We start from the raw sequence: 288 nt of genomic DNA, 5'->3' as shown, positions 1-288 counted from the left end.
CTGGCTCCATTGCGCCGCCCATCAGGTGGCCTCATTACGCCGCCCCCGGATTGGCTCCATAACGCCGCCCCGTGACACGCTGAACCGCCGATGCGCGTGGTCGTGGCCGACGAGCGCGGCATGCGCCTTCTTCAGGATGTGCAGATACGCGATCAGGCTCGTGCCGTCACGCACGGGCAGCACATCGCGCGGGTCCGTCGCCGCGGTCGTGTTCATCAGTTGCTCCGAGAAACCTCGCCATTTCCCCCAAGGGGACTTCCTTCGGGGCGCATGGCGGGGAGGAAAGGA

General features: G+C 66.7%; 1 protein-coding gene. It reads right to left on the bottom strand.

Features of this window, described 5'->3' with window-relative positions; all coding sequences use genetic code 11:
* Positions 1–21 precede the first annotated feature (21 nt).
* Entirely contained in the window at positions 22–216 is a 195-nt protein-coding gene (locus DIE23_RS39320) for a hypothetical protein (protein WP_124618223.1), read from the bottom strand.
* Between the last annotated feature and the right edge of the window lie 72 nt (positions 217–288).

The sequence above is a fragment of the Burkholderia sp. Bp9143 genome (assembly GCF_003853645.1).
In the GTDB taxonomy this organism is placed as follows: Bacteria; Pseudomonadota; Gammaproteobacteria; order Burkholderiales; family Burkholderiaceae; genus Burkholderia.
Note: the sequence above shows the minus strand (reverse complement) of the source record. Positions and strands in the feature narration are given on the sequence as shown.